Here is a 14,821-nt window from a genome sequence, read left to right as displayed (position 1 = left end):
CTGCCCGGCTGCACGGTGTTCACGCAGGTGACGACTGTGTGGGAGAGCGTGTCTCCGACATTCCTCACCCCCAGGAGCACCCTCATGCCCGCACCCTTCCGCGCCACCCATCTGCCCCGCTGGGCGGACCCCTCGATCCCCTCCTCCTCGCTGGACGCGCAGGGCGCTTCGCGGCGTACGTTCCTGGGCCTCGGCATGGCCGGCGGACTCGCACTCGCCGTCGGCGCCCACGCTGCACCGGGCGCAGCGGCGGCCACGTCGGCGGCACCGACAGATCCCGCCCTCGCCTGGCTCGTCGGTGACCACCATGTGCACACCCGCTACAGCCACGACGCCAAGTACGACTTCGACCAGTTGGCGCGCAAGGGTGCCGAGTTCGGGCTGGACTGGATGGTCTTCACCGAGCACAGCAACCATGGGCATGCCGACAAGGGCGCGGCGGCCGAGCATGCCGAGATCATCGCGGCCCGTGAGCGCAACCCGCGGCAGCTGATCTTCCAGGGCCTGGAGTGGTACATCCCTGCCGCCGAGCACGGCACCGTCATGGTCGCGCCCGGTCCGCACGAGGTCGACCTGCTGCGGGCGTTCGAGCAGCAGTGGGACGGCAAGCTCAACGGCTGGTCGGCCGACCTCCCCGAGAACGAGGCACGTGCGGTCGCGGCGCTGCGTTGGCTCGCGGCCAGGAAGAGCGAGAGGTACGTCGACGACGTACTGGTGCTGGCCAACCACCCCTCGCGGCTGGGCATCGACTCCCCGCACGAGCTACGCGCCTGGCGCGACGCCGCGGCCGGGATCTGCATCGGCATGGAAGGCGCGCCCGGCGCACAGGGGGACGCCGACCCCGCGTGGGTGGCCTACCGGGGAAGCACCCGCGCCCAGCGTGGTGAGTACAGCAACGCGCCCCGGACCGACTCCTTCCCCGGATACCCCGTCGAGGCGTACCGGACCTTCGGCGGCTTCGACTGGATGACCGCCACCGTCGGCGGGCTCTGGGACGCCCTGCTCGCCGAGGGCACCCTGTTCTCGGTCACGTCGAACTCCGACAACCACCGCACGATCTGGGACACCTGGCGCGACGGCGACATGCCACCCGGAGAGACCTTCGACTCGCTCGGCTGGAAGCCGTCTCCGACCGACACCGGCAGCCCCCAGCCCGGCAGCGACTTCTGGCCCGGCGAGTTCAGCCGCACCCACGTCGGCGTCACCCGCCACGGCTACCGCAACGTCATGGACGGCCTGCGCCGCGGCCGTGTCTGGGTGGACCACGGTCACCTCGTGGATGCGCTCGACGTCCGCCTCGTCGCCCAGGACGGACGGAGCCGCACGCTCGGTGGCCGGCTCGCCGTGGACCGCGGCACCCGCGTCGAGCTCCGGGTCGTCGTACGAACCGCGACGCGCGCCAACCCGCACGGGGTCGTCCCCCGCCTCGCCCACCTGGACGTCATCCGAGGCGCCGTCACCGGGGCCGTCGCGAACAGGGACACCTGGCGTGCGCCCGACACCCGCGTCATCGAGCAGTTCGACACCGGTGCCCGGACCGGCACCTACACCGTCCGCATGCCGCTCGGACGCATCACCGAGCCCTGCTACGTACGCCTCCGCGGCAGCGACGGCAACCGCCACGGCGCCGGCTTCCTCGGCTCCGCCATCGATCCCGCCGGTCCGATCTCCCACCCCGACAACGACGGCGACCCGTGGGCCGACACCTGGCTCTACACCAACCCGATCTTCATCGACGTGACGTGAGGCCGCTGCCCCACCGCTCGCCACACGGGCGGACCAGAAAGTTCCCAGCCAGCGGCAACCCTTTGCAGTGCCGGTGACCACTAGAGGGCGGATCCAGGCCACGTTCGTCGCCTGGATCCGCCTTCCTCCGGTGATCGACCTGCAAGGAGTACGTCCCCCATGAACAACCCCACGCCCCGCGCCCGCCGCGGGCGTCACCGCCGCCGCTGGATCGCCGCCGGTCTGTTGGTCGGCGTGCCCGCCGTCGTCGCGCCAGGCCTCGTGTTCGCGCAGGAGGACTCGCCGTCCACGACGGTCGAGCGCAGCGCCGACGAGCAGCAGACCTCCGTACGCAGTGGCGCGGTGCTCGATGACGACGGCGCCTCCACCGCCGAGGGCACCAGCGTCCAGCAGCAGGAGCCGGTGGCGTCGGCCCAGCCCCGGACGGCTGGGTCCGGATCGTACAAGTGGAGGAACGCCCAGGTCGTGGGCGGCGGTTACGTCACGGGTCTGGTGTTCAACCAGAAGGAGAAGGGCCTGCTGTACGCGCGCACCGACATGGGCGGCGCCTACCGCTGGAACACCACGGCCGAGCGGTGGGTCCCGCTGACCGACTGGGTCGGCGAGAAGGACTGGAACCTGCTGGGCATCGACTCGGTGGCCACCGACCCCGTCGCCCCCAAACGGCTCTACCTCATGGCGGGCACCTACACCAACGACTGGGCGGGCAACGGCGCGATCCTGCGCTCCACGGATCGGGGCCGCACCTTCAAGCGCACCGATCTGCCGTTCAAGGTGGGCGCGAACGAGCACGGCCGCGGGACGGGCGAACGGCTCGCGGTCGACCCGGCCAATCACGACACCCTGCTGCTGGGCAGCCGCAAGAACGGCCTGTGGCGCAGCACCGACTACGGCGTGACCTGGCGTCAGGTCTCCTCGTTCCCCGTCAAGAACGGCGCGAGCAGCGGCGCGGGCGTCTCCTTCGTGACGTACGGCAAGGCCGGCAGCAGGACGATCTACGTCGGCGTCGGCGACTCGTCGACCTCCCTGTACCGCTCCACGGACAGCGGCCGCACCTGGCAGGCCGTGGCCGGGCAGCCCACCGGCCAGATGCCGCAGCACGGTGTGGTCTCCGGTGACGGCTCGCTGTACCTGACCTACAGCAACAGCACCGGCCCGATGGACGCGACGGCGGGCTCGGTGTGGAAGTACACGCCGAAGGGCGGGGCGTGGACGAACATCTCCCCGTCGCAGGGCAGCTACGGGTTCTCCGGTCTGGCCGTCGACCCGCGCAAGCCCTCCACGGTGATGGTCACCACCCTCGACCGCTGGTGGCCCGAGGACGAGATCTACCGCAGCACCGACGGCGGCGCGCACTGGAAGGCACTGGCCGACAGGTCGAAGCGCAACGCCTCCGGCGCTCCGTACGTCGGCACCCACACCGGGCACTGGATGACCGCCCTGGCCATCGACCCCTTCAGCTCCGGCCACGTGCTGTACGGCACCGGCAACGGCATCTGGCGCAGCAAGGACGCGAACGCCTCCGACAGCGGCGGCACCAGCCACTGGAGCTCCGGCGCCCGAGGTCTCGAGGAGACCTCGCTGCTGGACGCGATCGCTCCTCCCGGCGGCGCCAGCGTCATCACGTCCATGGGCGACCAGGGCGGCTTCCGCCACGGCTCCCTGACGAAGGTGCCCTCTGGGCGGCTGGCGAACCCGTTGATGACCAACAGCACCGACATCGACTTCGCCCAGGCCAAGCCCTCGACGATGGTCCGGGTCGGCCACGGCGGCGATCAGGACGGCGCGTACTCCACCGACGGCGGCAGCACCTGGAGCGGCTTCAAGGCGGAGCCGGTCGCCGAGGCCGACGACGGCCGTGTCGCGCTCGCGGCGGACGGCTCCACCATCGTCTGGACGCAGGCCGGCCAGGCGCCGTACCGCTCGACCGACAAGGGGTCGAGCTGGTCGAGGGTCAGCGGCCTGGGCACCGACGCCGTGGTCGTCGCCGACCGCTCCTCGGCCAAGACCTTCTACTCACTGTCCGGTGGCACGCTCTACGCCAGCACCGACGGCGGCGCGACCTTCACCGCCCGCGCCGGCAACCTGCCCTCCGGCCGGCTCACGGCCGTGCCCGGCATCGCCGGGGACCTGTGGATCGCCGGCAGCGGCAAGGGACTGCTGCACTCCACCGACGGCGGCCGGAGCTTCAGCACGCTCAAGTCCGCGCAGTCCGCCTCCGCCCTCGGCTTCGGCAAGGCGAAGCCGGGCGCCTCGTACCAGGCCCTGTACCTGATCGGCACCGTCAAGGACGTCACCGGAGTCTTCCGCTCCACCGACAAGGGCGCCACCTGGCTCCGCGTCAACGACAACGCCCACCAGTGGGGCGCCATCGGCAGCGTCGGCGTCATCACCGGCGACCCCGACACCTACGGCCGCGTCTACATCGGCACCAACGGACGCGGTCTGCAGTACGGCGACCCGTCCTGACCCCACAACCGTCGAGTCCCGGGTCGGCCTGCCAGCAGGCCGACCCGGGACTGGGCGATCGGCGGCAACCTTTTCGGCTCCGGCGGCAACTGCGCCGTGAACATCGACTCGATCTACCGAACGGATGGACATGAGGACAACGAATCACGGCCCGTCGGAGCCGCCTCGCAAGCACCGGCTGACCATCGATAATCCGCTGACGCTGCTGGCCGTCAGTGTTGTGGTCTGCCTGGCCGCCGCGCTCCTCGTCGGGGGCAGCACGGACGCCTGGCGTGCGACCGACGAGTCCGCCACGGCTGCACAGTCGAGCGACCCCGCCGATTCCGACTCTCCGACCGCGGCGCCCGACGCCACGATCGCATCGAGTCAGCCGCCAGTCACGAGTCCGTCCCCATCGCCCCGCCGTACCCGAAAGCCGTCGCCCGCCAGCAAGCCGCGCACGCCCTCGAGCACCCCTCGCGCTGAGTCCGCGGGGTCCACCGGGTCGTTGGCCGGACGGATCGAGCCCGGCGTCCGTTACCGGGGCGTCGCGACCGCCTACGAGGCGGGTGACGGGAACGGCGCCTGCCTCTTCGGCCCGGCCGACGACCTCATGATCGCGGCGATGAACCACACCGATTACGAGACGGCCAGGGCGTGCGGGGCGTACGTGCGGGTCCGCGCCGCCAACGGGGCTTCCATCACGGTGCGGATCACCAACGAGTGCCCGTTGCCCTGCGAACCCGGGCAGATCGACCTCAGCCAACAGGCGTTCGCCAAGCTCGCCGATCTCTCCGTCGGCCGGATCCCGATCACCTGGAAGCTGTTGAGCCCCGCCGAGGCCGGCACCATCTCGATCCGGTACAAGGACGGGTCCAGTCAGTGGTGGTGCGCTATCCAGGCGATCGGCCACCGCAACCCGGTGGCCGCGCTCGAGGTGCGGACCAGCAACGGCTGGCGCAGGCTGCAACGCACCGACTACAACTACTTCCTCGCCGAGGACGGCAACGGCTGCGGCAGAGCGATCAGGATCACCGACATCTACGGTGAGCGGCTGACCATCACCGGGATCGCCCTCGAACCGGACGTCGCGCAGCCGACCCGGGTCCAGTTCGCCAGGCACTGACCGTGGGCGGCGTTGCTACGCTCACGCCGATTGTTAACGTGCACATCGCAGGGAGAGGGCAACCGCCGGAGATGCTCGCCGACGACGCGTCCGCAGAGTTCCACGACTTCTTCGAACGCCACTACGCCGAACTGGCGCGTCTCGCCCACCTGCTGACCGGCGAGAAGGACGCGGCGGACGATCTCGCCGCCGATGCACTGGTCGCCCTGTGGCAGCGCTGGGACCGGCTGCGGGCAGCGCAACACCCGGTCGCCTACGCCCGCGGCGTGGTGGCCAATCTGGCGCGGGAGAGGATCCGGAGCAGCGTACGTGAGCGACGGCGGGTGGCGCTGTTCTGGTCTCTCGGCGCCGAGCACGTGAACGGACCGGACGTCGCGGTCGTGCAGGACGTCCGAGCCGCGCTCACCCGGCTGCCGTTCCGCAAGCGGGCATGCGTGGTCATGCGCCACGCCCTCGACCTGTCGGAGAAGGACACCGCCGCTGCTCTGGGCATCTCGGTCGGTACGGTGAAAAGCCAGACCTCGAAGGGCATGGCCGAGCTGGAACGGCTACTCGGCGCGGATACGGCCGGCGAACTGGCTACAGGAGGGAGGAACCGATGAACGACGAGATCAGCCGACGGCTGCGAGAGGCCGCCGCGGCCCACGAGCCCAACCGCGCCAGGATCCTGGCGCGCGTGGAGCGCGGTGCGGCCGACCCCGGTGTCCGGCACCGCACACCTTCGATCGCCAGGTCATGGCCCCGGGCGGCGATCGTCGGTCTCGTCGCCACCGCCACCCTGGCGACCGGTGGTCTCGCCGTCGCTGCCGCCATCGGCGGAGCACCACTGCTGCCGGCCACCGCACCCGCTCCCACGACCCCGTCCCCGACCGTCACATCCCCGACCGTCACCTCCCCGACCGTCACGCCCAGTCCGGCGCCTTCCTCCGGCACGACCACCACGACCGGTCCGGCCCCGGTCCCGACCCCTGCCCCCACCTGGGGCAGCGCGCACCCGACGCCGGCCGACGACAGCCGGGTCGAGGACGGACCGTTGCGGTCCGAGGGCTCGCTGGACCCCCACAGCACCATCTACTGGGCCCAGAGCAACCTGACCCTCGAGACCACCAAGCCGCTCACCTCGGTCACCGTGGAGCTGCGCATCGCCCAGACCGGTGACGTGCGGAGCACCGGCAACTGGCAGACCCTGCCGAGCGACGACTTCACCGTCACCGTCGAGGAGTCCGGCGGTGCCCTGCTCTACCGCTGGGTCCTCGAGCCGGGCCGCACCGTGCCGGCCGGACGGCACGAGTTCGCCGGTCAGTACAACCACGCGACCGGCGTCCGCGATCTCGAGCGCGACAGCTACCGCGTCGACGCCCACGGCTCAGGCGGTTCCTTCGCCGTCTGGGGAGGGTTCGCCCCGGCCCGTTGAGGAAGGCCGGCTGATGCTGTGACCCCTCTGTTGTCACAAGTCTGGTTCAGGTCTTCCGGTTCGCTCATTTTGAGGTATCCGGGCCGTCAGTTCACACTCAGCTGGCTTTCCGAGGTTTTGACGGTTGCTCGTCCGGGGTTGGGCGCGCACATGACGGATACTCGAGACGCGGCGGATAGACAAACCCGAGTATAGGAGCAGGGTCCGCCATCCAGTGCATCGGTCCGAGACGTGTGTTCACGCTTCTCTTAGTGCAGAACGACCGCCGCGTGACATTCTCGACTCTTACCACACCGCGGGGCCGATCCATCAGAATGACGAGTTCATCGTCATCGTGCCCCAGAACATAACCCACGGAAGCAGTATCGGCATGCTCGACTCGTTCGAGAGGAGCCCACATTGGGAAGAAGATGGCGCTGATGCCCACCAAGGCCACTGTTACGATGCCGAGTAATATCGACATGGCAGATATAAGTCCCTTAGAAAATGCCTCGTATTCCGCGGCACGATCCTCAGCATTTGAAATAGCCTCGCGCACCTCCGAACACCGTTCCCAGTCTGGGTAGGGGACTGCGTTGACTTTGGCGGTCAGCGAAGATATTCGCTGCGACAATCCTCGCCACCGCATCGGAGCAGGGGAGTTCATGTCATCCATAATTACCGTGAGCTCGTCCAGGACCTCCAGTAATACGTCTCTAGTGGATTTTCGAGCATTCCATCGGTCCCTGAAGCTCTCCGCATCTTCTGGATGTAGTCCTGGGACGCGTTCAGGCTCATCCTCCGCTAGAAACCGTATCAATATGCGGCGCCGCTCAGGCGTTATATCAGGCATAAGGGAATTCACCTCAGCGGCGGTGAATTCCTGTTCAGCATTGGTCTCCGATGCCTCCGACTGGACCGTCCTCGCTCCTTCCTCGGCGGCTGGACCGTTGCTCTTGCGCGCTTTATCGACCTGATCACGCACGCGCTGAAATGCGTTCTTGAACGTCTGTCTATTGAGGATGTTCTGTGCCACTTCACCAGCGGCCGTAACTGAGATGAACACTACGGCGAAGAACCAGGGGGTAAGCAGGCCCACCAAGAGCAGCAGGATTGCAACTATTGGTATGTCGACCAGAATGAACGTGCCGCGACTATACTTGATCCAGAAGATCCACAAATTGATGGCAATAAGCGGAACAATTGGCACACATGTAAGAATTGCAGACAATAGCACTGTTCCCGTGCCTTGGGACTGCAAGATTGCGAATGCAGTTTCAGTCGATCCGCCAGAGACGCTAAATAGGCGGACCGCAACGAAGAGAAGTCCAGTGATGCTCGCAACTATCCCTATGTGCTCGAGAAACTTCCTCATACTGGCCGTTCTAATGCCAACACTTTTCTGGGCCTAATCTGCTTTCGAAGGCGTGCATGAATCGAGAGATGTCAATGCTGGGCTTCGGGTTCGGGTGATGGATTGGCTACCGGTCGATCAGATCCGACCGGCCAAGAGCGACATCAACGTCTGAAACGATCGCTTCGGCACTTGAGTTACCAAGGATATGGGGCAAGGCCCGTGCCTGCCAGCTTCAACCGCTTTCGAGTGCGTCTGCGTTTCACGACCTGATGGCTTCTGGGCGCCAGAGTGCCGTGCGGTCCACGTGTTTCCCTGGGCTGGGCATCTGACCGCGCGCTGCGTATGCGCGAATCGTGAAGGCCGCGACGTTGAGATGCTTCTCAGCGCCTTCCGTCGTCCACCAGGCATGGTCAGCCGCGTGAGTGGTCTCTCCATGTTCGAGGTACTAGGAGGGAAACGGCACGGCCGCCTAATCCATAACGAGCAAACCCGCAGTTCAGGCCAGAACCCACGAAGGCCCGGACCTTTCGGTCCGGGCCTTCGTTTCGGAGTAGCGGGGACAGGATTTGAACCTGTGACCTCTGGGTTATGAGCCCAGCGAGCTACCGAGCTGCTCCACCCCGCGTCGCAGGAGCAACTCTACCGCGAACCGAGCCGAACCCAAATCCGGGTCAGCTCGACCGCGCGACGTCGAAGACCTCGGCCGGCACACGCCTGGCGAGCACGACGCCAGTGACCACGAACAGCAAACCGGCGAGCAACACCACTGTGGGGAAGCAGCCTCTCGAGCCTGTCAGGCATGTCGCACCCTCGCAGATCGTCAGGACTCGGCGCCGACGGCCGCGTCGAGCGGGCGATCGGAACCCGAAAGCTGGCGCATGAGCGCGGCATCGTCGCGCACCGCCCAGTGCTCGACGCCGATCCCGTCCTCGAACCGCACGATGTGCACCTGCTTGTAGGCGAACCGCTTCCCGGAAGCGGGCATGCCGAACCAGTCGCCGGTGTGCACGCCGCTGTGCGTGCACTGCAGGACGACCGTGTCTCCCTGCGTCACCGTCTGGTGGATCTCCCACCGCTGGTCGGTGAAAGCCGCGGCCAGCAGGTCCATGAACATCTCGACACTCCCCCGGCCCGGGGGTGTCCCTGGGGGCGCCTCGTGGTTGACGAAGCGGTCGCTGATCAGCTCCCCCAGGGACTTCTTGTCGTTGGCGGGGAACACCTCTTCGAGCACGCGGCGGGCGTTGGCCGTGATCTCGGTGCCTTCCATCTCGATCTCCTGTCTCGGGCGTGTCGCATGATCCCGAGATATTGATGTTAGTAGCATTCTACTCAATGTCTGACTCGTCAACCCCCAAACGCACGTACGACGCGGCCGGCCGTCGCGCGAAGGCGGAGCACACCCGAAATCGCGTGATCGAGGCGGCCACTCGCCTGTTCCTCGAGCGTGGCTACGCCGGCGCCACGATCCCGGCGATCGCCGCCGAGGCCGGAGTCGCCCTCCAGACGGTCTACCGCGCGGCGCCGGGCAAAGCAGGACTGCTCGATGCAGCGGTCCAGGCAGCGGTGGCCGGGGGCGCCGGTCGCGCGCAGGTACCCGTGGAGGAGCGCCCGGCGATCAGCACGATCATCGACGAGGCCGACCCGCGTCGCCAGCTCGAGCTCTACGCGGCCACACAGCCCGGCGTGTGGGGCCGGGTAGGACCTCTGCTGCGGGTCCTCGACGCCGCAGCGGCGTCGGAGCCGGACCTGCAGCGGTTGCAGCGCGAGCACGCCGCGACCCGACGAGCAGGTCTGGGCCGGTTCGCCGCCCTCCTGGAGTCGCGTGGCGCTCTGCGGCCCGGGCTGACGGCTGATCGAGCGGCGGACATCATCTGGACCCTGTGCGCGCAGGCCAACCACGACGCACTCGTTCTCGGCCGCGGTTGGTCCGTGGACGAGTACGTGGCCTGGCTCGCCCGCACGCTGCAGGACGCACTTCTGGCCGACTGAGACCGACAGCGCAACGAAGCCGCAGATCGGGCCGGAAATCGAAGAAGCCCGGACCAGCTGGTCCGGGCTTCTTCTTCGGAGTAGCGGGGACAGGATTTGAACCTGTGACCTCTGGGTTATGAGCCCAGCGAGCTACCGAGCTGCTCCACCCCGCGTCGCAAGAAGAACATTACACGCGAAGGGAAACGAACCCTAATCGGAGATGTCCTCACCCGCCCGAGATAAGCTCGGCGGCCTGGTCGACCTTGTCCTGCGCCTCCGCGATGAGCCGCTCACGCTCGGCGTAGTCGCCGGCCTTGCCGGCCTCGTCGGCCTGGGCGAAGAGGGCGCGCGCGTCCTCCAGGAGCTGGCCGACCTCGCGCGGTGAGTCACCGGAGGAGGGTGGGGTGGTCTCGGCCGGTTCCTCGTCGGGATCGGAGGCCGTCGGAGGCGTCGGGGCGGCGCCGGTGAGCGCGACCTCGAGAGCCTCGCTCAGCGTCGATCCGTAACCGACCCGTCCGTCGTAGGAGACCAGCACGAAGGCGAGCTGCGCATAGCCGGAGGTGGAGGCGGTCGCCCGGCGCGCGTAGATCGGCTCGACGTACAGGATGCCGTTCTTCGCCGTCGGGTACGTGATGACCTGGCCCCACACCGGCGCCGACCCGGAGCGGTTGAACGAGGCGACCTCGTCCGCGATCGCCTTGTCCGTACGGAACTCGTTGGAGACCATGCCGGGGCCCTGGGTGTCGTCGGGGAAGCCGGTGGTGATCCGGATCTTCCCGTAGTTCTCCGAGGTGGCATCGGAGTCGACCGACATCATCGCCGCCAGGTTGGGGCGGTTGTAGGGCACGAAGGCCGACGTCAGCGACCAGCGCGCGGTCCCCGAGCCGTCGTCGAGGAACATCCGGTAGGGCGTCTGCTGGTGGTTGTCGTCGTTCGGGTCCTCGGGCACGGCCCAGCGCTCGTTGCCGGAGAAGAAGACGTCCGGGTCGGAGACGTGGTAGCGCGCCAGCTGGTAGCGCTGCACCTTGTAGAGGTCCTCGGGGTAGCGAAGGTGCTCCATCAGCTCCTTCGGGATCGACGACTTCGGCATCACGGTGCCGGGGAAGGCCGCCTCCCACGTCTGCAGGATCGGGTCCGCCTCGTCCCACTCGTAGAGGGTGACGGTGCCGTCGTACGCGTCCACGGTCGCCTTCACCGCGTTGCGCATGTAGTTGATCTCGTCGGTGGGCAGCGTCTGCACCCCGGCCGAGGTCTGGGTGGCGTCGTCGGTCATCGAGGCGAACGAGTCGCGCGCGGCCTGCGGGTAGCGGTCGGTGGTCGTGTAGCCGTCGACCACCCACTGGATCCGCCCACCGACGATCACCGGGTAGACGTCGTCGTCGAGCGTCAGCCACGGCGCGACCTTCTGCACGCGCTCCTTCGGGGAGCGGTCGTAGAGGATCTCGGAGTTCTCGTTGACCCGCGAGGAGAGCAGGAAGTTCGTGGAGCCGAACTGGATGGCGTACATCAGCTGGCGGAAGTTGGAGCCGATCGGGACACCGCCGGCACCTTCGTACGTCGTCCGGGTCTCGCCGTCCTCGGAGTTGTAGTCGAGCTCGACCGCGGCGCCCTCGCCAGACTTGCCGACGATCGAGTACTCCGGGGAGTCCTCGCCGAAGTAGACCTTGTCCTGGAACTTGCCCTGGCCCGAGGTCAGGTCGTGCTGACCGGTGCGGTCGCCCTCGGCCCACTGCATCTGGCTCGACTCAGACTTGTCGTCGGCGCCGCGCATGTTGGCGTAGGAGGCGATCACGCCGTTGGAGTGGGTGTAGACCGTGTGCAGGTTGGTCCAGGTGCGGTCGGAGTCGGAGATGCCGGCCTGGTTGAGCTCGCGTACGCCGAGCACGACCGCCCGCTCCTTGCCACCGACGTCGTAGGTGGAGATGTCGAGCGGCTCGTGCACCGAGTAGTAGGAGCGACCCTGCTGGACCTGCTCGAACTCGCGGTGGACGACCGCGGGGTCGACGATCGGCAGCGAGGACGCGGTCTCGTCGAGCTGGTCGGGCGAGGCGCCGTCGGCCTCGGCCTGCGAGGTGTACTCGGTCACCTCGAGGTCGTCCTTGGAGATGCCGTAGGCGTCCTGGGTGGCCTTGATGTTGGCCGCCAGGTAGGGCTTCTCCTTGTCCTGCTCGCTCGGCCGGACCTGGAAGCCCTGCACGATCGCGGGCCAGATCATCCCGATCAGCAGCACCGAGATCGCGAACAGCGAGATCGCGATCGAGGGCAGCTGCCAGCTGCGTCGCCACATGTTCAGGAGGAACAGCACGCCGCAGATCACCGCGATCGCGAGCAGGATCTGGTTGGCCGGGAGCACCGCGTGCTCGTCGGTGTAGGTCATCCCGTCCAGGCGCGGACCGGAGCCGTTGACGAGGTCGTAGCGGTCGACCCAGTAGTCGAGCCCCTTCACCAGCAGGATCAGCCCGAGCATGGCGCTGAGCTGGATCTGCGCCGAGCGGGTGAACCGGTCGCGCTGCGCGGTGAGTCGGATCCCGCCGTAGACGTAGTGCACGATCATCGCGCCGATGGTGCCGAGGATCAGCCCGGTCAGCGCGAAGTTGACCAGGTAGTGCCACCACGGCAGGTCGAAGACGTAGAAGCCGATGTCCTTCTTGAAGAACTCATCGACCTTGTCGAAGTCGCGCCCGTGGCGCCACATCAGATACGTACGCCAGTGGCCCGCGCCGGAGAAGCCGGCGAAGATCCCCGAGACCCCCGCGATGCCGACCAGCAGCCAGGTGCGGATCGGGGCGATCGCGTCGCGGTAGCGGTCCAGGCCGCCGATGTCGTCGGCCGGGTGGAAGTAGGGACGGGTGCGGTAGGCGAGCGCGGCCGGCAGCCCGATCATGATCCCCATCAGCACGCCGAAGATCACGAAGAGTGCCGTACGCGTCCAGAAGACCGTGCCGAAGACGCTGCTGAAGTCGATCGCGTCGTACCACAGCGCGTCGGTGTAGACCGCCGCGAAGGCGCTGATCCCGAAGAAGAGCACGATGACCGAGACGGCGGCGATCACCAGCCATCGGTTGCGGCCGCTGCTCTGTCGCACCGGCGCCTGCGCCGGGTCGTCGTCGTCAAACAAGCTCATTCGTCACCCTCGCTGTCTGGGTTCTCCTCGAGAGTGCCACGCAGCAGCTCGAGGAGCTCGGGGACCAGGTCGACGCCGCCGATGACCGACTGGTCGTCGTCGTGGGCCTTCAACCGCAGAGCACAGTACGTGGCACCAGCACGTGTCGCGCCGGCCACGATGCGTACCTCTTGCCGGTCGGGGTGCGCCTTGGCGAACTCCGCGGCCGCCTCGGCGTCGTCGGGGATCTTGCCGTCGGCGTCGGGCGGCAGCACCAGGCGCTCGACGACCGCGGCGCAGCCGGTGACCCCTGCGGGCCAGGCCGTCGTCTGGAGGACCTCCTCCAGCTGGGTCGTGACCGGCACCTGGTCCTGCTCGATCGGGGTCAGCGACCCCTCCTGGTCGGGGTTGTCCAGGCCCATCATCGTGGCGAGCGCGGGCTCGGCCTTGACCAGCGCGGCGGTGTCGACGAGCGCGAACAGCCTCGCCGGCCCGTCCCAGCCCTCGCTCGCGACGTGGGCCTCGATCTCGAGGACGGCCGCGGCCAGAGCGGGATCGGTCTCCAGGTCGAGGCCGCGGCTGAGCTCTGGCGTGGGCCCGGGTGTGGGCTCAGGGGTGTCGTTCACTTCGTGCTCCCACAGGTCGGCAGCTTGGCATTCGGGTCCTCGGTCCAGGTCTCGATGGCCTTGATGGCGTCGTCGAGGTTCTCCACACGGGTCAGGCGCATGTCACCGTTCTCGGCGCCCTCGACGTCTTGGCAGTTGCCGGCGGGCACCAGGAAGAGCTTGGCCCCGTCCGAGGCCGCACCCGGGATCTTCTGCTGGATCCCGCCGATCGGGCCGACGTTGCCGTCGCCGTCGATGGTGCCGGTGCCGGCGATCTTCTGCTCCCCGGTCAGCGGGCCCTTGGTGAGCGTGTCGTAGACCGACAGCGCCATCATCAGCCCCGCGCTCGGTCCGCCGATGGCCGGGTCGAGCGTGATCTTGACGTCGTAGGGGAACTCGTAGGTCGCCCCCAGCGAGACGCCGATGAAGGCCTTGCCGTCCTTCTCACCGGTCTTGATGGTCTGGGTGAGCGTCTTGCCCTTGCGCTCGACGGTCAGCTCGATGGTGTCGCCGGGCTTCACCTTCTGCACCTCGGTGACGACCTCCTCGGGGGTGTCGACCGCCTTGTCGCCGACCTTGGTGACGACGTCCTCGGCCTTCAGCTTGCCCTCGGCGGGAGCGTCCTTGCTGACCTCGGCGACCGAGACCTCGTCGACGTCCTCACCGAGCTTGGTGAGGGCCGCGGCGATCGCGGCGTCCTGCGCGCTGGCCATCTGCACCTGCCCGGCCTCGCGGTCGTCCTCGACGGTGCCCTGGTCGGGGTAGGCGACCTCGCGCGGGTAGACCGCCTCGGTCTCGCTCATCCATGCGCCCAGCAGGGTCCACAGGCCGAGCCGCGCCTCACGGGTGGTCTCGGAGACCGTGGTCATCCGCAGCTGCCCCTTGTCGCGGTAGCTCTCGTGGCCCTTCACCTGGACGATGTCCTTGCCGTCGAACTTGCCCAGGACGTTCACCGTCGGCCCGGGGCTGTAGATCGTGTAGGGCAGCGGAACGACCCAGGCGATCACGATCAGGGCGACCACGAGCGGCAGGGCGACAAGGCCGGCCAGGGTGCGCTGTGTCATAGCGTCAC

At 68.0% G+C, this 14,821-nt stretch carries 11 protein-coding genes and 2 tRNA genes; 6 read left to right on the top strand and 7 right to left on the bottom strand.

What is annotated here, in order from left to right:
- Nucleotides 1-84: 84 nt before the first annotated feature.
- The 5 genes from HD557_RS04635 to HD557_RS04615 all read left to right on the top strand — a co-directional run bounded on the left by HD557_RS04635 (nt 85) and on the right by HD557_RS04615 (nt 6,734).
- Nucleotides 85-1,746, top strand: a complete 1,662-nt coding sequence (locus tag HD557_RS04635) for a PHP domain-containing protein (protein ID WP_196872992.1) — start codon at nt 85-87, stop codon at nt 1,744-1,746.
- Between the two features lie 159 nt (nt 1,747-1,905).
- On the top strand, nt 1,906-4,215 hold the full coding sequence (locus HD557_RS04630) for a carbohydrate-binding protein (protein WP_196872990.1): 2,310 nt from the start codon (nt 1,906-1,908) through the stop codon (nt 4,213-4,215).
- A gap of 130 nt (nt 4,216-4,345) precedes the next feature.
- On the top strand, nt 4,346-5,320 hold the full coding sequence (locus HD557_RS04625; RefSeq protein ID WP_196872988.1) for an expansin EXLX1 family cellulose-binding protein: 975 nt from the start codon (nt 4,346-4,348) through the stop codon (nt 5,318-5,320).
- Nucleotides 5,321-5,391: 71 nt separating this feature from the next.
- Nucleotides 5,392-5,922, top strand: a complete 531-nt coding sequence (locus HD557_RS04620) for a SigE family RNA polymerase sigma factor (RefSeq protein ID WP_196872986.1) — start codon at nt 5,392-5,394, stop codon at nt 5,920-5,922.
- Nucleotides 5,919-6,734 carry a hypothetical protein gene (locus HD557_RS04615; protein WP_196872985.1) on the top strand — a complete coding sequence of 272 codons (816 nt, stop codon included), beginning with the start codon at nt 5,919-5,921 and terminating at the stop codon, nt 6,732-6,734. Before HD557_RS04620 ends, HD557_RS04615 begins: the two co-directional genes overlap by 4 nt.
- A gap of 97 nt (nt 6,735-6,831) precedes the next feature.
- Here HD557_RS04615 and HD557_RS04610 read toward each other — a convergent pair whose 3' ends face one another.
- The 3 genes from HD557_RS04610 to HD557_RS04600 form a co-directional block, all read right to left on the bottom strand.
- On the bottom strand, nt 6,832-8,088 hold the full coding sequence (locus tag HD557_RS04610) for a hypothetical protein (protein WP_196872983.1): 1,257 nt from the start codon (nt 8,086-8,088) through the stop codon (nt 6,832-6,834).
- Nucleotides 8,089-8,621: 533 nt separating this feature from the next.
- Nucleotides 8,622-8,695: transfer RNA gene (locus HD557_RS04605), tRNA-Met, on the bottom strand.
- Nucleotides 8,696-8,890: 195 nt separating this feature from the next.
- Nucleotides 8,891-9,337, bottom strand: coding sequence for an ester cyclase (locus HD557_RS04600; RefSeq protein ID WP_196872981.1), 447 nt, complete (start codon nt 9,335-9,337; stop codon nt 8,891-8,893).
- A 65-nt stretch (nt 9,338-9,402) separates the two neighbouring features.
- Here HD557_RS04600 and HD557_RS04595 point away from each other — a divergent pair, with 65 nt between their 5' ends.
- Nucleotides 9,403-10,059 (top strand): TetR/AcrR family transcriptional regulator, encoded by a 657-nt coding sequence (locus tag HD557_RS04595; RefSeq protein ID WP_196872979.1) that lies wholly within the window; start codon nt 9,403-9,405, stop codon nt 10,057-10,059.
- Nucleotides 10,060-10,140: 81 nt separating this feature from the next.
- On the opposite strand, the gene HD557_RS04590 is transcribed toward HD557_RS04595, so the two are convergent.
- The 4 genes from HD557_RS04590 to HD557_RS04575 form a co-directional block, all read right to left on the bottom strand.
- Nucleotides 10,141-10,214, bottom strand: a tRNA-Met gene (locus HD557_RS04590).
- 53 nt (nt 10,215-10,267) lie between these two features.
- Nucleotides 10,268-13,165: a UPF0182 family membrane protein gene (locus tag HD557_RS04585; RefSeq protein WP_008361870.1), complete on the bottom strand. Its 2,898-nt coding sequence runs from the start codon at nt 13,163-13,165 to the stop codon at nt 10,268-10,270.
- Nucleotides 13,162-13,770 carry a PPA1309 family protein gene (locus HD557_RS04580; RefSeq protein WP_008361868.1) on the bottom strand — a complete coding sequence of 203 codons (609 nt, stop codon included), beginning with the start codon at nt 13,768-13,770 and terminating at the stop codon, nt 13,162-13,164. The genes HD557_RS04585 and HD557_RS04580 overlap by 4 nt, the downstream gene beginning before the upstream one ends.
- Complete coding sequence (locus tag HD557_RS04575) at nt 13,767-14,813, bottom strand: YlbL family protein (RefSeq protein WP_196872977.1); 1,047 nt, start codon at nt 14,811-14,813, stop codon at nt 13,767-13,769. The genes HD557_RS04580 and HD557_RS04575 overlap by 4 nt, the downstream gene beginning before the upstream one ends.
- Nucleotides 14,814-14,821: the final 8 nt, after the last annotated feature.

This window comes from Nocardioides luteus (genome assembly GCF_015752315.1).
Taxonomy (GTDB): Bacteria; Actinomycetota; Actinomycetes; order Propionibacteriales; family Nocardioidaceae; genus Nocardioides.
The sequence above is the reverse complement of the archived record's forward strand: the minus strand, read 5'-3'. Positions and strand labels throughout refer to the sequence as shown.